This window comes from Nonomuraea aurantiaca, from assembly GCF_020215705.1.
GTDB lineage: Bacteria > Actinomycetota > Actinomycetes > Streptosporangiales > Streptosporangiaceae > Nonomuraea > Nonomuraea aurantiaca.
Window position 1 is genome coordinate 1 of record NZ_JAIWNB010000018.1, and the last position, 16,621, is coordinate 16,621.

A 16,621-nucleotide genomic window follows, 5' to 3' on the forward strand; every position below is an offset into this window, starting at 1 on the left:
AGGCGTCCACCTCGGCCTCCACAGCGGTCTGGATGATCAGGCGGGCACCGAGACGGGCGACGTCTTCGATGACCTCCACCAGGTCACGGCCTTCGGTGAACAAGGCGTCGATCTCGGCGCGAATGGCTTGAACGGGCGGTAGTGTGCGTGCCACGAGCGTAGGTCCTTGCGTAGTGCGAACTTTGGTCGGTTCAGCGCGGCAACCTACGCTCGTTCACTTTTACACCGCATCTCGGACGCGACCGATCTCTTCGATGCGGGCGCGTTGGGCAGGGTCCGGCCTGAGGAGTGAACATCTGACACAAGCGTGCTCATGAATGCAAGGGGTGGAGAAGGCGCGGCCGCAGGTGCCGATGGACACCTTGCGTTTCTCGAAGTGTGTGAGGAAGGCGTCCCACTCCTGGTCGGTGGGGGTGCGGTATTCTTCGCTGGGTCGGGTGGCTCGGCGGCGGGCGATGAACGCCCTGTGCGCCTCGATCGTCTCGGCCGGGTATACGGCCTTGTATCCGATCGTGGTGTCGATGTTCTTGTGGCCGCAGATGACCTGGGCGATGTGGGGCGGCAGGCCGTTCATGATGGCGTCGGTCACAAAGATGCGCCGGAAGTCGTGCGGCGTGTAATGCAGCGGGTCGCCAGCGGCGTCGGTGAGGCCGGTCGCGGCGAGTGCGTTGATGAGCAGGTTGCGGATTGCGTTGGGCGTGTGTGCCCGGGTCTCGCTGCCGATGGAGCGCTGGAACAACAGCGGCATGGGCGGGTTCCAGACCCGTTCCCGGACGTCGTAGGAGACGGTCAGCGGGACGGTGCCGCCGGGTCCGCGGAGTCGGCTGATGATCGCGGACAAGACGTCGGCGAGCTCGGGGCTGACCAAAAGAAGTCTTTCCGTGTCAGTCTTGCTCGGGGCGATCTGCAGGAGCGGGACGAGCTCGCCGGTAGTGGGCAGACGGTACTCGGTGATGCTGTGGTGGGTGAGCTCCAGGAGCTCCTCGCAGCGGATGCCTGTCAGCCTCAGCACCTCGATCGCGGCGAAGGCCCAAAACGCTTCTTCTTCCTCATAGGACAGGTTGCGGCGCCTGCCGGTGGCGGTGTCCTCCGCCCACACGTGCCTGCCGTTGGCCTTGGGCGCCACGGCCCGGCGGAGCGTTCCGCCGGTGCCCTCGATGATCTCCCCGGGCGGTGTCGCCACGGCGGCCTGCAGCTGGCCAGCCGTCGCGGTCTTGCGCTCGGCGGCGGTGCGGGTGAGCACGGGCAGAACGGGAAGACGCTCCCGGGTCCGCTGGTCCATCCGGGCCTTGCGACGCCGGCGTTCCTTGGCCCAGCTGACCTCGGTATCGCTGACCGGGCTCGGCACTGCCCACTGCGCCCAGCGCCCGGGTTCCTCGGTGGCCCACTGGGCGATGTCGAGGTAGAACGCCCGGACCCGCAGCAGCTCTCCCTTGGCGTTCAGCCGGGGGCTCACGACGACGGTCTTGTCCCCGTCGGGGCCGGTGACGGTGCGCTTGACCGTCTGCAAGTCTTCCTTCCAGGCGCGTGCGACGTCCGGCGGCAGCCGCAGCGTGCTGATGCCCGGGGACAGGGCCTCGACCCTGGCCCAGAACAGGCCGGCCAGGGTCGAGGCGATGGCCTGCATGCTGGCGTAGTCGAGTGCGGGCTGCCGTTCCCGCAGGTAGTCCACGAGCAGGTCGCGGACCGGCTTGCACTGAAGCCGGTAGCGGTCGACGAGCTCCTCGACGGTGAGCTGGCCCTGGGCCATCCCGAACACGCGGATCGTGGCCGGGGCGTCGCCGGGGAAGGTTCCGAGGGCACGGAGGCGGAGGTAGAAGTCGACTTTCTTCTGGCCGCCGCGGGCTTGCACCTGCCGCTGGGTGTCGGCCAGTTCCACGCAGTCCCCGACGGCGATGTCGCTGATGACCCCGCCCTTGCAGGCCAGCAGCGTGGCGATCCTCGTCGCCGCGAGCCGGGCGTCCTTCCGGGCCGACTCCGGCCCGGCCTCGGCCAGCTCGCGCAGCCGGGCGAACCCAGTGGGATCACGTGTCACCGCCATGACCGGGGCCAGATGGTGATTGGGGTGAGTCAGCATCCATGCCAGGCCGGGCCTGATCACGTCCCCGCAGGCGAGCATCAGCAGCCCGGACGACAGGTCGCCAGCGTCGCAGGAGGCATTCTTCCCGTGCTCGCGCAGCCAGGCCAGCGGCGGCTCTACCCACGAGGCGCCCAAGCCGGCCTCTGCGCCGGACGCCTCCCAGCGCTGCTGCCAGGTGTCGCCGGGGAACGAGGCCAGCCAGTCGAGGATCTTGGCTGTCCCGCGGCGCCGCGCTGCCCTGGCAGAGCCGCCTTCCGGCGTGAACGGCGGCGAGGTCAGCCGCTGCAGCGTCTCCTCCTGGCTTTGGGCGGTTTCCGGCCACCACGGCTGGGCGGGCCGGGGCGGGAACTTCTCCCGCAGCTTGCTGTTGCGCCGGTGCTGCTCCGGGGCGGTCGCCGGCGATCCCCCTGGTTTCCTGCGAGCCATGTGCTTGACTGCGGACGTCATGACGGCCTTCCGAACAGCACCGACAGCGACTTCGGGTCATAACCCGGCGCTGGCTGCGGGGGCGGTGCCTCCCGCACCCGGGACTGGCGGGCGTGGTGGGCGAGCACGCCCTCGATCACCTCGTCCCGGGTGGGCGTGAGGTAAATTTCCGTCGTGGTCAGGTGCGCGTGACCAAGGACCCATTGCACGTCGGTCAGGCTGAGCTGGCCGTCGCGGGCCATTCTGGACGCCGCACTGTGCCTTAGGTCATGCAAAGTCCAGTTTGTGCCGAGCGTGGCGTTGACCCGCTCGAACATCCGGTGGGCACCGTGATAGGTCAGCGGCCGGTAGGGACGCCGCAGCGTCCACCAGGCCGGCTGGCGCTAGCCACGGGGAACCCCCACCCGCAGCAGCTCGTGCTGATAGAGCCGGTGCCACACGAACGCGTCCACCGACGCAGGAAGCTCCTGCCTGACCCGGGTGCCCTTGCGGACCACGCTGATCAGCTGCTCGCCAGGCTTGAAGTCGCATTGGTGCATGCCCAGCAGCTCCGAAGCCCTGGCCCCGGTGGAGATCCAGAACGCGACCAGCGCCCGGTCCCGGTCCGACGGAAGCGCCGCGAACAGCTGGTTGAACCAGTCGTCGGGGATCGCCCGCGGGATCCGCTGCGGCACCGTCGGCCGGTAGCGTCCCGTCCGCTCCGGTATCCACTCGTCCATCGGGTTGTGATGGGCGTGGCGTCGCTGGATCCGACGGGAGGCATCCAGCGGGAACGGGTTGAGCACCGGGCCTGTCCCGCAGTCGCGGTGGAAGTCGTAGAACCGGCGCAGTACCGTCTCGCTGTGCGCCACGGTCGACGGCGCGTAACCGTCGCCGGCAGCGAGCTTGCCGGTCACCGGGTTCGGCGCTCCCGGCACCCGCGAGGAGAGGCGGGCCGCCCGAGGCCGAGACGTCTGCAGCCGCTGCTTGACCGTCAGCTGGATCCAGCAGCTGAAATCCCGGGCTTCGGCCCGCGATGCCAGGTCCCACGCGACATCAACGGCATCCAGAAACCGCCACCACCGCAGCAGGTCGACCGAGTACGACCTCAACGTCGGCTCCGACTTGCCCGCCGCCAGCAGGTCCCGGAGGAAAACCGACACCGCCTCCACGATCTCGCCACCTGGCCCGATCACCCGGTACGGCTCATGGGCATCGCCCGTGGTCACGAGCCGACCCGCCCTCGACACCACGAGCCGCGCCAGATCGCGTCCCTGTTCCTCGTTCGATTCGATCACGCGGACAAGTTATCGCCGGTAACCGAAAAGCCGCCATGAACTGCTGAAATATCGGAGTTAGGTCAGTTAATGGGGCCAGGTTCCAGGGGCAGGCGCCGCCGTCGACGACAGGCTGGAAGGTGCACAGGCCGCCCTCGGTGGGGGTGCTACGCCGGTTGAGGTCCAGGGCAAGCGCCTGAGCCTGCTCGCGGGTCATCGGAGTGAGGTCGGTGGAGAGCAGCCGCCCGGGTTCGGCGGACCCAGGTCCAGTGACCCAGACGCGCTGGAGGACGTCGTCGATCTCGGACAGCGCGACGTGGGCGTAATGCTCAGCCATTCGCTCGGACACCTGGCCGAGGTATCGCTTGATGTGAGGCAGGGCCGCACCGTTGGCCAGGAGTTTGGTGGCCAACGTGTGCCGGGCCTGGTGGGCTACCAGTGCGCCGAGATCGAGTTCGGCGATCCATTCAGCGAAGTTGTTCCGGAAGGTGCTATAGGCGATTGCTTGCCGTCCGTCGGGGTTGCGGTTGTTGGTCGGAAACAGAGCCAACGTGACGCGTTCTTGTGGGGTGGGTGAGTGGCCGAACCGTTCGGCGTAGCGGGTCAGGGTGAGTTGGCGGCGCTGGTCGAGTCGCTGGTAGGTGCGTTCGGGGATGCGGATGGCCTGGTCGAAGTTGCCGACCTTGGTCTGGTCGTGCCAGAGCATCGGGACGCCGTTGTAGCGACCGATGCAATCCACTCGCAACTTGATGATCTCTCCGGCCCGTCGTCCGGTGACCACGAGGGTCTCCCAGATGTCGCGGAATCCGCGATCGGTGGTGTCTTTGTCGGCCAGCCTGCGCAGGTTGCCTTCATCGGCCAGTGCCTGGGCCACCTCATCGGTGAAGGGGTTGCGGGGCCGGTTGGGGAGCTTTCCTCCGCCGGGAAAGGCTCGCAGGACTGCACGGTCGACGCCAATCTGGCCGTCGCGTTCAGTGTCCAGAGCCCAACGCGTGAGAGTGTGCAGGCGATCGAGAAGGATCTTGCAGGATGACTGGGTGACCAGGGAGGGCTTGCCCTTGCGAGTCCTCGCCAGCGAGCGCATCTGGTGGGCGGCGCGGTGGCGCTGGTCGGCGACGAAACGGCGGATCAGGTCTGATGTGAGCAGCGCGGGGGTGTGGCCGCCGTCGTCGCCGTGGGCTTCCAGGAAGGCGGATAGTTCCTTGCAGGCGCCACGCACTGCGGTGAAGATGTTGTCGCTGCGCGGCCCGTTGGCGCGGATGAGCAGGTCGGCGAAGAAGTCCCAGACCAGGTCCCGAAGCCACCGCTGCGAGATCGCCGTCAGGTCGTGCTCGGTGCGGACTTTGGGGAAGGCCTTACCGAAGTGGCGGAACTCGATGTAGCCGGCCTGCTTGGTGTCCTCGGGCGTGTAATAGATGATCCGCAGTTCTCGTTGGATCTCGGAGATGATCGCCGAGTGCCCGTAGGCGGCGCCCGCGTGGTCGAAGTCCTGCAGGGCCGCGAGCCCGCGGCAGGCGGTCGCCACGTGCTGCAGCCTGAGCACCGGCCAATAGGCGCGCCGGATCTGCTGGGCGTGGGTGAAAAGACCCCACCGAAGTTCCGCAGCTACCAAGGGCTGCAGGCCGAGAAGGTTGATCTGCCCGTTGCATAGCAGCGCGGGCTCCTTGGCACACCATCGAGTGAACGCCGCCCGGTCACGTATGGTTACCGGGATGGCTTCGTCCGAACCCGCGTAGGCCACCCACCATCCGGGCGGGAGTGCCGCGCCTCCCGGGCTTCCCGCCCGTTGGTAGCGCTTTTCGTGTCTGTTGCACAGACCAATAGGTGAGGCCGCCCCTTCCTCACAGGCCACCACCAGGCATACGCCGCAGGAGGGGTACGGGGATTGCGTGTGCGCCCATTGTTCGATCGCGGCGCCTGGGTGACGTGCGCGGTGATACTCCCACCGATTCTGATGGCGCCTGCACAACCTGCGCTTGCCCTGATGGGAAGGGCGGGCGCAGCGGGGCACGCGGCAAAGACCCGGCGTGATGGATGCCTGTATTGTCTGAGGCACCAACGGCTTAGCCGCCTGCAGAAACGCTCCTCGATCGGGCCACCGTTGCCGGGTCTGCATCCACTCGCTGCGGTGGCCATCGCACAGATCAGAGTTTGCCATCCGTGTCCGCTCGCAGTCGGGCACCCGGCAGTTCCACGCGAAGACCGCATGGTCAAGCGGTATCTTGATGACCCCCGCACGGAGCATGGGCTCGAAATTGGGAGCCTCAATCAACGCTGTCAGGAGCTCCAGCCGGTCACGCTGCTCCCGCACGTTGTGTTCCGCCCAGGGGGCCAGCGCCGCGCTCACCACAGCTCACCCCACACCATCCGCAAGGCCGCCTCGAAGTCTGGGTCATGCAGATCCACGTGGCCGTACACTTCGTCGACGACGGCAGTTGACGCCCACCCGCCAGCGTCCCGCGCGATGACCAGGTTGCCTCCGGCGGCATCCAGCACCGCTGTGGTCCAGTTGTGCCGGCACTGGTGCGGGGTCAGGTGCCCCAGCCCGGTCCGACGGGCGGCTCGCCCGAACATCGCCGCCACCGCGCTCGTGGTCAGCGGCTGTCCTGCATCCGGCCCGGCCAACTGCACCAGCAACATCCCGTGCTCAGCGCCTGCCCGCGGGTATTCGTTGGTCATGTACTCGAAGTAGGTGTGGATCATCGCCGGGCTGACCCGCTTGACCAGCCCTCCTGTGACCACACCCCCACTCACCTCCCACGGGTGCTTGGACTTGGCCCGGGCGCCGTTGAGGTTACCCTCGCGATGACATACATGCGCGTGCGCGAGCTTGGCCTGCCCGCACGCGGCGTGCTCACGCAGGTGCAGGTCCACGAGATGCAGTCCGCATAGTTCACCGACCCGAAGACCGCCGTCCAGCAGCCAAGTCACCACCATCTGGTCCTGTGCAGTGTTCACCGCCTCCAGCAGGAGCGGCCTGGCGCCCTCGGGAAGCATTCTTGGATGCCGACGCCGCCCTCGCCGGGGTGTCAAAGGGTTGGCCGGCATCGAGGACTTCACATGGCCCAGCAGCGACCGGTCTCGATCTGCTTTCGAGGGAAGCCGAACCACGTCCAGTTGCCGCCCTAACTCCACGCCGATGCCGGTACTCGCCAGTTCCAGGTAGAAGGATTTCAGCACCGAGGCCAACGCGCTGAGCGCGTCCTTGCCGTAGGGCTTCTTGTCAGTCCGCCACGGTTCCCCCAATGGCATGGGCACTTCGGCACCGACCAGGCCCATGTACCGCACCAGATCCCGCAACACGACCGAGTTGAATGTCAGCGCCTCACGCTCCAACCACCGCAGATGATCGACCAGGAGGTAGGCATAGGTTCGCTGAGTCCCTGGCTCGCTCTCGAACCGGCGCAGATACCGATCAGCTTCCTTATAGACGTTGCCTTCGGGCCACACGATCGTCCACGACACGCGGCCGCTCCCGCTACGCACCTCCTGGACTCGCATGTCGCCCACGATCAGCCGACGCCGCACGAGCTCTCCCACATCGCCCACGTCACACACGTCACGACACGATAGGTTACGCACAGAGATAGATCGATCTCAGACGGTTGCACGAACGTCGCGCACATCCATTGAGCCGCTTGGAAAAGTCGATGGCGAGATCGTCCGCTGGAGCGCCGCCGGCAGGCTCGACTTCGCCGCGTTGCAGCGCCGCGTGGGCGGCGGCAACCACGCCCGCCACCTGTCGATGATGGAACCCGCTCACCTCGTGATCTTCGATCTCCTGGAGGTCGACGGCGTCGACATCCGCACCCAACCTCTGGCTGAGCGGCGCAACCACCTGGAGGACCTGTTCGCCGGCATCCCGACCGCCTGCCCGCTCGCCCTGTCCATGCAGACCAACGACCCGGTCGAGGCTCGCCTGTGGTTCACCTCGCTGGCCGCGCACGGCATCGAGGGACTGGTGATCAAAGCCGCCGCCGAGCCCTACCGGCCCGGCGCGCGAAGCTGGTGGAAATACAAGTCCCGGACGTCCACCGAAGCGATCTTGGGAGGCGTGACGGGCAGCCTCGCCCGGCCGTCAGGGCTCCTGCTCGGCCGCTACCCGCACAAGGGCGGGCGGCTGCGGGTCGCCGGCCGGACCACCCGCCTCGCCCGCGACCTGGCCGCCGAGCTGGCCCCCATCTCCGCCCGGCCGCCGCGGCCGACCACCCGTGGCCCGAACAGCTGCCCGCCGGGTGGGCGAGCGGACTGCCCGGCCAAGGCGACCCGATCGCCTACCGGCAGGTCGTGCCCGAGCTGGTGGTCGAGGTCCTGGTCGACGTCGCCCACGAACGCGGCCGGTGGCGGCACCCCATGCGCTACCGGCGTCTGCGGCTGGACCTGTCCCCGGACGCCGTACCGCGAGGCACCAGGCTCGATGCCGGACCGGCGGCCTGACGGCCACGCCGACGCAAGATGGGCCCCGGTCAGCGTCATCGTGGAAGGCGGCGGCACGATCGCGGTCACTCAGTTGGTCCTGGCCGATGACGGTGGCGACGCCGATGACTGAGCCGCCGACTACGGGCACTATGCGCGCCACCCCTCGCATTGACGTGTTCCCGGTGGCGATCGGCGAGTACCACTACCACCCGCGGCTCGATGTCGATGAGGAAGCCGACCGAGTCGTCACGCTGCTCAACGATTTCGGCGGAGAAGTGATTGTCTCCTGGCAAACGCCAATGGCTGAACGAGCAGGCGACGCCGTTGGAGAACGGCTCGCTGCCTAGTCGAGCTCCGCGGACGACACGCTTTTGTACTGGGTCGGTCACGGCTGGGCAGACGGCGATAGTGCCGCGTTGGCCCACGCCAACAGCCCGCGGTTCGTCGGGGCAGAAGGGGTTCCGCCAGAGCGGCTCGCGCACCATATCGCCGAGCGAGAGTCACAGTCCCCGGAAAGCGGGGCCTGGCTGATCGTCGTCATCGACGCCTGCAAGTCCGCCCGCTTCGTCCAGCTGCTCAGCACAGCAGTCGACAACAAATGTCACGCCCGGCGCCTCCTGCTGGTGGGAACCTCAGCCGAGGGTTCCACTACGCTCGGGCGATTCAGCGAAGCGCTCAGCACGGTCCTGCATGACACGTTCGGCGTCAACGATGCCATCGAGTTCACGGACCTCTGGGCCGAGCTCAAGCGGAACCTCCCCGGAAGCGAGGTCGTCCCCAAGAACGTTGAGCAGGCCGTGCTCCGCCGCCGAATTCCGCTACCCGACAGCATTACCGTGCCGCTGGATGTGCGCGCTACCGTCCTGCAGATCCTTGCAGCCCTGTCCGACGACGAGCGACGGCACTTCGTTCCCAAGGCTCAAGGAACCGAGCTCGGCGAGGTCTCCTGGTACTTCGAAGGCCGCGACGCCGAACGCCAACGCATCGTCGACTGGCTTCGCGATGACCACGACGATGGGCTATTGATCGTGACCGGAACCGCCGGGTCAGGTAAGTCGGCCTTGCTCGGCGACATTCTCGTGCGCAGCCGCCCGGAACTTAGCCGAATCCTCGCCCATCACGGCCTGTTCGGCCTGCTCCCCGAGCCACAGACACCGCCTAAAGAGATCTTCGATATCGCGCTGCACCTCGTGGGGCTGACCCTTGGCGACGTGATCGACCGTCTCGGCACCAGCTTGGCGCTGGACCAGGTAGCCCCAGTCGACAAGCCGGTGACCGCACGGATCGCCACGCTCCTGGAGGCAGTCCGACGACGGGCCGGCGTATCTACGATCCTGGTCGACGCGCTGGACGAAGCAGCCGAGCCATTGTTCATCGCATCGGCGCTGCTGCGGCCGCTGGCCGCAATCCCCGGCGTACGCATCGTGGTCGGGACTCGCCGATCCACCCGGGAAGGGCCCGACCAACCAGAGCCCGACGACCAGAACCTCCTCGACGCCCTCGATGCCGACGAAGTGAACGGCCAGACGATCACAATCAGCCGCGATCCGCAGGCCGTCAGCAGATACGTTCGGCGACGGTTGACCAGCGTCATGCGCCGCGGCTGGCAGGGCGCGACCGCCCCCGCCGCTGGAGTGGCGAAGCCGGTCGCTACCAGAGTGATCACCGTGGTGGCCCGCAGGCGTGAGATGAGGTTCATTGGTTTCCCCGTTCCGAATGACGATCGTGGCCGATTGGAGTCCGTCGGTGCCGAGAAAGTTCGCGGCTGACACGGTACTCGGCCAGACTTCTGGAATCACCGAAACGTTCGCGCGGGCGGCGCACCCGGCCGACCTACGGACGCTGGATCGGCGAGGACGGCGGCAAGGGCCCGAGTCGTCATGGGACGTCACCCGCTGGTACACCCCCTGGAGATCACGCTTCCTGATCTCGTCGAGCACCTCGGCCACCGGCCGCTGGTGTGCCTCTCATCAGGACCTCGCCCGGGTCTGCGGCAAGAGTCGGGTGCCGGTACGGCTCTCCCGCGGTGATGATCAGACGAACCTGAGGCTTGTCGCCCCCCTCAGGCGGAGGGGTGGGCTTCGGCTCTTCGGATTCGAACCGACCCACGAATTTAAGCTTCGTCAGCTGTGGAGCATTTGCACGAACATCTCTTCCTGCGCGCAGACGATACCCATGCGACTTCGACGATTCTCGAAATGAAGCATTTCTATCACATGAAGTTATAAACTATTTGGAAGAATGGGCTGCTACTGGTGGGGGTGCGGTGGCGTACCGCGGGTTTGCCTGGGTTGCAACGGTGCTCATCGGCGGGGTCATCGTAGGAAGCGGTTGTGCCGCGCAGCCAGAGCCGCCGTCCTTGCGAGATCGGCTTGTTCAGAACCTGAGGTCGGACCCCGAATACAAGGACTTTACCGACAAGCAGGTGGAGTGCCTGGCCGACGGATTCATCAAGTACGCCGAACCGGAAGCCATCGAGCAGATCATGCAGGACAAGACACCGGCTGACGACGGCTGGAAACCCGGAGTGGACGGCAACGCCCTTACCGAGGAACTGGCTGCGTGCAGCGGCCCCTCAATACCTTCGCCTACCGGGTGAGTCGTCGGTCGACTCCGCGACCGAGTCTGCCGACACCCCTCTGAAACGAGCTGCGTCAGAGCACGAGCACATTCGTCCACTACCGCACTCTGCTGACAGCCGGCGTCCCAAAGTCGCCACGCTCCTGAATTCCGGCGCCGCCGGCGCGGGAGGCGGCCACCCACGACGAACCATCCACCAGATCCCGCGCACCAGGACCATCACCGTGACCAGGTCATGACGCGCCGACGGTAGAGCATGCCCGGACCGGCGGTGAGGACGCTCTTGCCGGAAACGGGCATGTTGACGCCGTTGGCGCGGCATGTTGTGATCCACACATGCGCATTTCGTACTCATTTAGTAGGAAATGAGGTGGTCATGAGGTTACTCCAGCGTGCCGCTGCGGTCGTCATCCTCCTGGTCAGCGCGGCGGGCATCCAGGCCATGCAGAGTGGGCCGGCGCAGGCGGCTCTGCCCACCGCCGCCGTCGCGCTCGGCGACAGCTTCGTCAGCGGGGAGGGCGCGGGGGACTACCAGCCCGTCGTCGACGCCTCCGGTACGGCACAGGCCTTCCCCGGCTGGTCGGCGCCCAACAGCAACGCCTACTTCTGTCACCGGTCGGCGAACGCCTCGGTGTTCGCGGCGTCACTCCCGGGCATTGAGCAACGTTTCAACCTCGCGTGCTCCGGCGCCCAGCCCGCCGACATCGCCAGCCCCTCCAGCGCCCGGGACGAGGGCCGCGCCGTCGCCTCGCAGCTCGATCAGCTGCGCGCCCTCGCCCAGTCGTACGACATCGACGTCGTCCTCGTCGGCCTCGGCTCGAACAACACCCAGTTCACCTTCGGCGACGTGGCCACGCTGTGCGCCAACCGCTTCATCGCCGACGCCTGGACGGGCTGGTGGGAGTTCTGGGCCTATCTGAAGGGTCCGGTGCCGCAAAAGCCGTGCGCCGCCTCGGACCTGGCCACCGACGCCGAGGTCGCCGCCGCCACCACCGAGACCACCGCGGCCCTGCGCCAGATCCTCGACACCCTCGCCCAGATCGACGCCGACGGCACCCACCAGGTGATTCTGCAGACCTACACCAACCCGCTGCCCCCCGAACTCGACCCGCGATACCACGAGGAGGACGGCCGCTCCGACACCCGCGACAAGTTCCGCGCCCTCGGCGCCGAGCGCTACGCCGCCGGATGCCCGATCCACCGTGCGAGCCTCGCCCCTGGCCACGTCTTCTCCGAGAACCTCGGCTCCCTGGTCAAAAACGTGCAGACCACGCTCGCGGCCGAACGCCCGGCGGCCGACCTCCGCGTACTGGACGTCCAGCGGGCCTTCGACGGCGCCAGGCTCTGCGAGAACCCCGACAGCCCGGAGGGCGCGCTCGCGACGCCGATCCGGGTACAGGACGGCCCGTCCGGTACGTTCATCACCAGCCTGTCCGGCTGGGACAAGATCGGTATCCAGCGGGCGGCGAACACCTGCGTCACCTACTTCCAGACCTGCCAGGAGTCGTGGCACCCCAACGCCGCGGGCCACGCGGTACTCGGGCAGTGCCTGACCGGCGCCTTCGCCGCGTCGCCCCGCGCGGTCGTCACATGCGCCCGTAACGCGGACGGCACGCTCACCATCTCCTGACCTCTCCTCGGCTTCGCGTCCGGCCGCAGTCGTTGGCGCAGCAGGCGATCACGGTGGCCGGGGACCGGTGGGCCTGGCCGGCTCGGGAGGACTGGGAGGAAGGCCCGGACCCGCGGCAGATGCCCGGCCTGTACGACGACGCGGCCGGTGAACCCGGCCAAGTGCTTGGGTAGCTACACCCTGGGGCAAACCTACTGACCGGTAGTTGGTAGGGGTCGTGCGGTGCGGACGCAGGCCGGGCAGGTCGGCTGCTGGTCGTCGAGGTGCCAGCCGTTGGCGTGCAGTCAGGTGTGGACGTCGGCGGGCAGCGTGCCGGATTCGATGGTATCGGCGGCTGGTCCGGTGAGCAGGAGGCCGTCGCCGCAGCGGGTGCAGGCGATGTCGGCGACCGGTCCGCGCGGGGCGCACTCGGCGCAGTGGTGGGCGACGGTGAGACGGCCGTTCGGATCGGATTGCAGCCAGGTGACGGCGAGGTCGGCGAGGTGCTGTTGGGCTTGTTCGCGCTGGGGCGGTGTGTGTCCGCAGCTGGGGCAGGAGAGCCGGTTGCGTTGTACTGGAGCGGGTTTCGCTGTTGTCGGTTCAGCCGGGACCGGGGCCGGGCCTTGCCGGAGTGGCGTCCTTTGTGGACGGCTGGACGAGAGTCTGGCGTGGTGTGCGGCGTTGGCGTCGCCAGGTGCGGATTTCGTCGTCGGCGGCCCGGTCGGTCTTCTCGGCGTAGAGCAGTGTGGAGGAGATTTTCTTGTGTCCCAAGCGTTTCCGCACGGTCTCGACCGGGACACCGCCGTTGATGAGTTCGGTGGCGTGCCCGTGGCGCAGTTGGTGCAGTTCGATCTTCTCGCCCGCGGCCGTGCGGTACTTGCGCCACAGTTCCTCCGCGCTGGAGTAGCGCGGGGGGCCGCCGATGTTGTTCTTCTCCGCGCGGAACAGCGGGCCGCGGGTGTAGCGGGTATCGCGCAGGTAGCGGCGCAGCAGGGCGAGCAATGCCGGGTCGTCGAGCAGAATGGTGCGTTGCCGGCCGCCCTTGGCCGTGACGGTCAGGTGTTCGTCGTCCGGGTCGAGGGTGAGGTCTTCGACGTAGACACCGAGGGCTTCGGAAGCTCGCAGCCCGGTGGTGTGGATCAACCCGAACAGCACCCGGTCGCGCAGCTTGCGCTTGGGGATGGCGTCGAGCACGCGCTGCACGCGGCCGGGTTCGACCCCGCGTGGCAGCCGCTCGGGTACCGACACGTGCTCGATGACGGCCATCGGGTCGGTGTCCATCCGGTCGTTGCGGCGGCACCAGGCCAGGAATTCGCTGATGGCGGCGCGTTTGCGGGCGCGGGTGGCGGGGGCTTGGCCGGCGATGCCGGTGAAGAACCCGCGCAGCACCGTGGCGTCGATCGCGGTCACCTCACCGTCGTGGTGGCGGGCGAACTGGGCCAGATCGCCCCGGTAGCAGCGCACGGTGTACCGGCTGCGGGCGGCGTTGTCCAGGTCGGTGAGGAACTCGGCGATCGGCTCGGCCATGGGGTGCGTGGCGGCCGGTTCGACCCGCGCGGGCATGGGCACCTCTCGTTCCTGTGATAACGGCTGAAGTATCCTACTCGGTGATCATGGTGTTGCGGCTAGTCGCCGCCCGCGAGGAGGGGCACTTTCCTGTGATAAAGGCCATTATCACAGGCTTGTATTCGGGCGACCGCGTGTCTCGGCCGGCCGGTGCTCGGTGTGCCCGCGGCAGCCGCACGACAGTGAGCGCCGTGCCGCGTCGAGGCGGGGATGGTGGTGGTAGCTCGTTCACGCGGCTTCACCCCGCGGGCGTGGCGTCGAAGAACTTCGTGAGCAGCTCGCGGCTCGTCGCGCAGAGGTCGCCGTGATAGGGGCGTATGACGTCCACGGTCAGGCGGAGCCAGTGATCCTTGTCCACCGCTACGGAGACCTCGCAGCCCTGGTTGGCCGGCTGGTGCGGGTTCTCGAAGGTGGTGTTGACTTCCAGGTCGCCGGCCCGGGGGATGGCGGAGCAGGCCGGCGAGCACGTACCCCTCTTCGCCCTCGGTCGGCGGTGGGCGCCACGGTGTAGGCACAGGTGACGTCCGATGACGTCGCGGTGTCCCGCTCGGCCGGCATGCCGAGCACGGCAGTGACCATGGCCGGGTGACAGGAGCGCAGTCCATCGGAGGAGAGGCGACCCGTTTCGGAAGCCGGATCGCCACATCCGCCTCGCGTGGGGTGCTGACGCCCGTGCCGGGCGGGGCCGGGTCGCTGGCGACGTGGCTGGTGCATCCGGCGAGCACGGCGGTAGCCGAGGCGGTGATGAGGGTGAAGCGGCGTGCTGTCATGCGGCGGACAGTACTGACGCTCGATGGGTGGGACCGGGCGTTGGGGAAGAGTGGCCGCGCGCACGGATACTGGGGGACCTGCGGGGTGGGTCCGGTGACAAGGCTTGGTGTGTGCTGGGCCCACGGTCGCGACGATGCTGTTAACGGTCGTGATCGTGTGTCGTGAGCGTGTCGTGGACACAGCGCCCGCGCGCTGGACCGAGTTCTCGGCCCTGTCCCCGCCGGACGGGACCTTCCGTGATCATCCAGGTGGCGCGTCGCCAGGTTCTCAACCATCAGGTTGACAACGCGGGGGCCGGTGGCTACGGTCTTATTCAACCGATGAGTTGAGGACAGATGGTGGATGAGAGCGCGGAGCGGCTCACTCGAGTGTTCGCGGCGCTGGCCGACCCGACCCGGCGTGACCTGGTGGCTCGGTTGGCGAGCGGGGACGCGACCGTGGGCGAGCTGGCGGAGCCGTATGACATGAGTCTGCAGGCGGTCTCCAAACACCTGAAGGTGCTCGAGGAGGCCGGGCTGGTGACCCGCAGCAAGGATGCCCAGCGCCGGCCGGTCCACCTAGACGCGGAGGTGTTCGACCTGATGACGAAATGGATCGAGCGCTATCGCCAGCAGGCCGAGGAGCGCTATCGACGCCTCGACGCCCTGCTGGACCACATGGCTGACAACACAGACCACACACCCACCCGTAAGGACGCATCATGACCGTGACCAGGCATGAGACCGAGATCGTGGCGGACGAGAAGGTCCCGACGATCGAGATCATCCGGGAGTTCGACGCCCCTGTGGAGCAGGTGTTCCGCGCGCATGTGGATCCTGGGCTCTACGCGCGCTGGGCCGGGCCGCGCTCGGTCACCACGAGGATCACCCGGTGGGACGCTTGCACGGGCGGCGCGTGGGCGTTCGCCAACGATCGCGATGGTGCGGAGATCGCGTCGTTTTACGGCAGTTTCCACGAGGTGCGCCAGCACGAGCGGATCGTGTGGACGTTCACCTACGACGGCCAGCCGGACGACGTCGCGCTGGAGACGATGACCTTCGAGCAGATCGAGGGCGGGCGGACGCGGCTGCGGGTGCTGAGCGTGGTGCCGGACTTCCCGACCCGGGACGGCATGCTCTCCAGCGGCATGGACGTCGGGATCCGCGAGGGCTACGACAAGCTCGACGAGCTGCTGGTGAACCGCGCCTGAGCAGACACCCACGACTGTCCGCTGTGGCTGTTCGATGTCTCGGTCAGTCGGCCGCGCCGGACCGTCAGGTCCGCGCTGCCCACGACACCGAACAGCCACCGCGACGTGCAAGGTGGAGCTGGCCGTGCGGCAGGGAATCCGCACGACACAGACAGACCAATCGCGAAGCAGGAGGCCATGACATGACGGCGATCGTCCCGATCACGGCGGAGTCCATCGACGGCTACGCTGCCCCGGACCGCCCGTGGTCGGAGATACAGGCGTGCCTGGACCAGGACCAAGGTCGGGTGCGTCGCGCCTGGCTGTCCACCACGTGCCCGGACGGCACGCCGCATACCATGCCGCTGAGCGCCATCTGGTTCGACGGCGCCTTCTACTTCAACTCCGGCGCCCGTACCCGCAAAGGCCGGAACCTGGCCGCGAACCCGCGCAGCGTACTCAGTTTCTCCGGCGGTGGATTCGACCTGGTCTTCCAGGGCGTGACCAGCCGGATCACCGACGAGGCCACTGTGGACCGACTGCTGGAGGTCTACCGGGCCAACGGCTGGCCGGCGCGCGTACAGGACGGCCAGTTCTACGCACCGTTCAGCGCGCCGAGCGCCGGGCCGCAGGCGTGGAACCTGTATCGGATGACCGTCACAACCGTGTTCGGTCTGGGTGTCGAGGAACCGTACAGCGCAATGCGCTGGCGGTTCTGAACCAGGGCGAACAGGCCCGTGGCGGGT

14 protein-coding genes and 1 pseudogene are annotated in these 16,621 nt (G+C 67.7%); 8 read left to right on the forward strand and 7 right to left on the reverse strand.

Features of this window, described 5'->3' with window-relative positions; all coding sequences use genetic code 11:
- The 6 genes and pseudogenes from LDL49_RS59795 to LDL49_RS58620 all read right to left on the reverse strand — a co-directional run.
- A pseudogene (locus LDL49_RS59795) lies at positions 1 to 154 on the reverse strand (IS256 family transposase); the annotation flags it as partial.
- Between the two features lie 66 nt (positions 155 to 220).
- Complete coding sequence (locus LDL49_RS34545) at positions 221 to 2,527, reverse strand: tyrosine-type recombinase/integrase (protein WP_225297488.1); 2,307 nt, start codon at positions 2,525 to 2,527, stop codon at positions 221 to 223.
- The gene (locus LDL49_RS34550) at positions 2,524 to 2,868 is read right to left on the reverse strand and encodes a tyrosine-type recombinase/integrase (RefSeq protein WP_225297892.1); all 345 of its coding nucleotides are present in this window, start codon (positions 2,866 to 2,868) and stop codon (positions 2,524 to 2,526) included. Before LDL49_RS34550 ends, LDL49_RS34545 begins: the two co-directional genes overlap by 4 nt.
- Before the next feature lie 21 nt (positions 2,869 to 2,889).
- Complete coding sequence (locus LDL49_RS34555; RefSeq protein ID WP_225297490.1) at positions 2,890 to 3,714, reverse strand: site-specific integrase; 825 nt, start codon at positions 3,712 to 3,714, stop codon at positions 2,890 to 2,892.
- Positions 3,692 to 5,503, reverse strand: coding sequence for a tyrosine-type recombinase/integrase (locus tag LDL49_RS58615; protein ID WP_225297492.1), 1,812 nt, complete (start codon positions 5,501 to 5,503; stop codon positions 3,692 to 3,694). Before LDL49_RS58615 ends, LDL49_RS34555 begins: the two co-directional genes overlap by 23 nt.
- A 602-nt stretch (positions 5,504 to 6,105) precedes the next feature.
- Entirely contained in the window at positions 6,106 to 7,311 is a 1,206-nt protein-coding gene (locus tag LDL49_RS58620) for a tyrosine-type recombinase/integrase (protein WP_225297494.1), read from the reverse strand.
- On the opposite strand from LDL49_RS58620, the gene LDL49_RS34570 reads away from it, so the two are divergent.
- The 5 genes from LDL49_RS34570 (at position 7,262) to LDL49_RS34590 (ending at position 12,391) form a co-directional block, all read left to right on the forward strand.
- On the forward strand, positions 7,262 to 8,311 hold the full coding sequence (locus tag LDL49_RS34570; RefSeq protein ID WP_225297496.1) for an ATP-dependent DNA ligase: 1,050 nt from the start codon (positions 7,262 to 7,264) through the stop codon (positions 8,309 to 8,311). The two genes, LDL49_RS58620 and LDL49_RS34570, sit on opposite strands and share 50 nt — an antisense overlap.
- A 19-nt stretch (positions 8,312 to 8,330) precedes the next feature.
- A complete protein-coding gene (locus LDL49_RS34575) occupies positions 8,331 to 8,528 on the forward strand; it encodes a hypothetical protein (RefSeq protein WP_225297498.1) in 198 nt (65 codons plus the stop codon).
- Positions 8,529 to 8,597: 69 nt separating this feature from the next.
- The gene (locus tag LDL49_RS34580) at positions 8,598 to 9,950 is read left to right on the forward strand and encodes a P-loop NTPase family protein (RefSeq protein WP_225297500.1); all 1,353 of its coding nucleotides are present in this window, start codon (positions 8,598 to 8,600) and stop codon (positions 9,948 to 9,950) included.
- Between the two features lie 497 nt (positions 9,951 to 10,447).
- Positions 10,448 to 10,780, forward strand: a complete 333-nt coding sequence (locus LDL49_RS34585) for a hypothetical protein (RefSeq protein ID WP_225297502.1) — start codon at positions 10,448 to 10,450, stop codon at positions 10,778 to 10,780.
- Positions 10,781 to 11,137: 357 nt separating this feature from the next.
- Positions 11,138 to 12,391: an SGNH/GDSL hydrolase family protein gene (locus LDL49_RS34590; protein ID WP_225297504.1), complete on the forward strand. Its 1,254-nt coding sequence runs from the start codon at positions 11,138 to 11,140 to the stop codon at positions 12,389 to 12,391.
- Positions 12,392 to 12,970: 579 nt separating this feature from the next.
- Here LDL49_RS34590 and LDL49_RS34595 read toward each other — a convergent pair.
- Positions 12,971 to 13,933, reverse strand: coding sequence for a tyrosine-type recombinase/integrase (locus LDL49_RS34595; protein ID WP_225297506.1), 963 nt, complete (start codon positions 13,931 to 13,933; stop codon positions 12,971 to 12,973).
- A gap of 1,109 nt (positions 13,934 to 15,042) precedes the next feature.
- Between LDL49_RS34595 and LDL49_RS34600 the strand changes: the two genes are divergently transcribed.
- From LDL49_RS34600 to LDL49_RS34610, 3 genes are all read left to right on the forward strand, one after another.
- Positions 15,043 to 15,411 carry an ArsR/SmtB family transcription factor gene (locus LDL49_RS34600; protein ID WP_225297508.1) on the forward strand — a complete coding sequence of 123 codons (369 nt, stop codon included), beginning with the start codon at positions 15,043 to 15,045 and terminating at the stop codon, positions 15,409 to 15,411.
- Complete coding sequence (locus LDL49_RS34605) at positions 15,408 to 15,896, forward strand: SRPBCC family protein (protein WP_225297510.1); 489 nt, start codon at positions 15,408 to 15,410, stop codon at positions 15,894 to 15,896. Before LDL49_RS34600 ends, LDL49_RS34605 begins: the two co-directional genes overlap by 4 nt.
- Before the next feature lie 182 nt (positions 15,897 to 16,078).
- Positions 16,079 to 16,594: a pyridoxamine 5'-phosphate oxidase family protein gene (locus LDL49_RS34610; RefSeq protein ID WP_225297512.1), complete on the forward strand. Its 516-nt coding sequence runs from the start codon at positions 16,079 to 16,081 to the stop codon at positions 16,592 to 16,594.
- Positions 16,595 to 16,621: the final 27 nt, after the last annotated feature.